The organism is Mesorhizobium sp. M7A.F.Ca.CA.003.01.2.1 (assembly GCF_003998945.1).
GTDB lineage: Bacteria > Pseudomonadota > Alphaproteobacteria > Rhizobiales > Rhizobiaceae > Mesorhizobium > Mesorhizobium ciceri.
This window is the reverse complement of sequence record NZ_RZRA01000958.1, coordinates 1-2,103: the sequence shown is the minus strand read 5'-3', so window position 1 is coordinate 2,103 and position 2,103 is coordinate 1. Positions and strand designations below refer to the sequence as shown.

The window sequence follows — 2,103 nt, the reverse complement described above, 5'->3', positions numbered from 1 at the left end:
GACATAGCGTGCATGGTCGGCATCGGCATTGCCCGTACCTAGAACAATGGCGGAAAACCCCTCGTCGCCGTTGCTGTCGCGATAGGCGCGATCACGCGTGACGAAGACATTGCCGTCCGCGATAGCCTTTGCCGCCACCTGCTCGTCGCCGACCGCCAGCGGTTCGAGATACGTGCCGTCGGCCAGGAAAACACAGCAGTTTTCCGTTCCGAAGGGATGGATGCCGGTCGGGGCCACGACGAAGCCAAGCGCGGCGAGCCGGGCTCGCGCCACCTCAAGGCTCTGCGTTGGCAGCACCAGGTGATCGAGCGGATGAGTGCCAGTGATGGTTCGGGTCATGCAGCCGCGATGTGCATCATTCCGCAAATCGGTTCAAGACTTGATCGCAATCCCGGCCATTTCGCCCCCGCCAGTTCACCGGACGTCGAAAAAGGCACCAGTTGGGACAAAGCCTCGATCAGCTTCCGGCAATGACATCGGCGGAATAGCGCAGTTCGCGCATCGGTTTGACCTTGCTGGTGGTCTGCGCATAGAGCGGGTGCGCCTTGTAGGCGGCCAGCGCGGCGTCATCGGCGAACTCCGCATAGACGACCACGTCGACCTCGTCCGACAGCGGATCCACCTTGGTGTTGAGCGTGACCTCGAACAGGCTGGAATGAGGAATGTTGCCGAGCGCCAGCAAGCCGGTGCGCACAGCCTCGACATCCTCTTTTCGCCGCGCGCTGAAGAAAACGATATGCCGGATCAACCCCGCCTCCTCGATCAAAATGCTGGGGTCTTTTGTGACGGCAGGACGTTGGCGTCAATCGACTAGGATGTCGCGGCTGCCGCCACTGGAGTTAAGCTCTGCCGGTAACATATCGCACAACATGGCTAAGCTCTCTCACTGTTGTGTCGAGATAGCGGCCCTGATTGTACATGCCATCCCAGATCAGGAAAAACGCGATGGCGGCAATGACGATTACATAACGCATGGCTAGATCTATCGCACGAGCAATTCTGCGACCATAGGCGTTTTTTGCGCGCTCGGCCTTTGCTGTGCAAAAAAGCGGATTCTCGCTGGCGCAAGCATTCCGCGTGGCACAGCCCCGCTTGCGGCCTGCCTCTTGAAGTTTCGCCGCATGACGTGGAAGATCGCCGCAGGGATTCACTGGGAAGCGCTAAAGCTCTGGTAAAAGAGCGCGTGTTTCATTCGAGCCCGCCCGTCACTGAGCCGGTCAGCGCCCGGGACCGGCAACGGCGTTCGAAGCTGGCGAATGATCCAAGAGAACCGTGGCTCGGCAATCTGCCCCGACACCGCGGAAATCCAGGGGGCACGAGATGGCACAAAAGGAACTTTTTGGCGCAGCATTGAGCGACGCGGTCAGGCTCGATGAGTTCAATTTCGCCGAGATCGTCAAAGGTCTGCCGGCGAAAGCGCGCATGGTGCTGTCGGCGGCGATGAACCTGCCGCGCGGTTCGCTCAAGGTGAGGCTGCCGGACGGCCGCGCCGTCCTCGTCGGCGGCAAGGGACCTGGCCCAGATGCCGAACTGGTGCTGAAGAATTGGCGCTTGCCCGGCCGCGCCTTTTCCGGCGGCACGATCGGCGTAGCCGAATCCTACATGGACGGCGATTGGGAAAGCCCTGATGTGACCAGCTTCCTGGAGCTGTTCGTGGTCAATTCGGTCATTGGCGAGCGTATCGCGGGCGGCACCAGTTGGCTGATCAACACCGTCCAGCGCATCCGCCACTGGTTCAACCAGAACACCCGCACCGGTTCGAAGCGCAATATCTCGGCGCATTACGACCTCGGCAACGCCTTTTACAAGCAATGGCTCGATCCGAGCATGACCTATTCCTCGGCGCTCTACACGACCGGCGCCAACGACCTGGAAAGCGCCCAGGCCGCCAAATATCGCGCGCTGGCGAAAGACACAGGGATCGGCCCGAAGGACCATGTGCTGGAAATCGGCTGCGGCTGGGGCGGCTTCGCCGAATTCGCCGCGCGCGAGATCGGCTGCCGCGTCACCGGGTTGACGATCAGCCGCGAGCAGCACGATTTTGCAACGGCTCGCATCGCCAAGGCTGGCCTTGCCGAAAAGGTCGACATCAAGCTGCAGGAC

The 2,103-nt window shown here is 61.1% G+C and carries 3 protein-coding genes; 1 reads left to right on the top strand and 2 read right to left on the bottom strand.

The features are described from left to right. Together EN969_RS28240 and EN969_RS28235 are read right to left on the bottom strand one after the other, a co-directional pair. Window positions 1–339 (bottom strand): VOC family protein (locus tag EN969_RS28240; RefSeq protein WP_164758565.1); only part of this gene is annotated, 339 nt, incomplete at its 3' end. A gap of 118 nt (window positions 340–457) precedes the next feature. Beyond that, entirely contained in the window at window positions 458–748 is a 291-nt protein-coding gene (locus EN969_RS28235; protein ID WP_027163379.1) for a Dabb family protein, read from the bottom strand. A gap of 572 nt (window positions 749–1,320) precedes the next feature. On the opposite strand from EN969_RS28235, the gene EN969_RS28225 reads away from it, so the two are divergent. Next, the coding region (locus tag EN969_RS28225) for a class I SAM-dependent methyltransferase (RefSeq protein WP_164758564.1) at window positions 1,321–2,103 on the top strand (783 nt) is incomplete at its 3' end.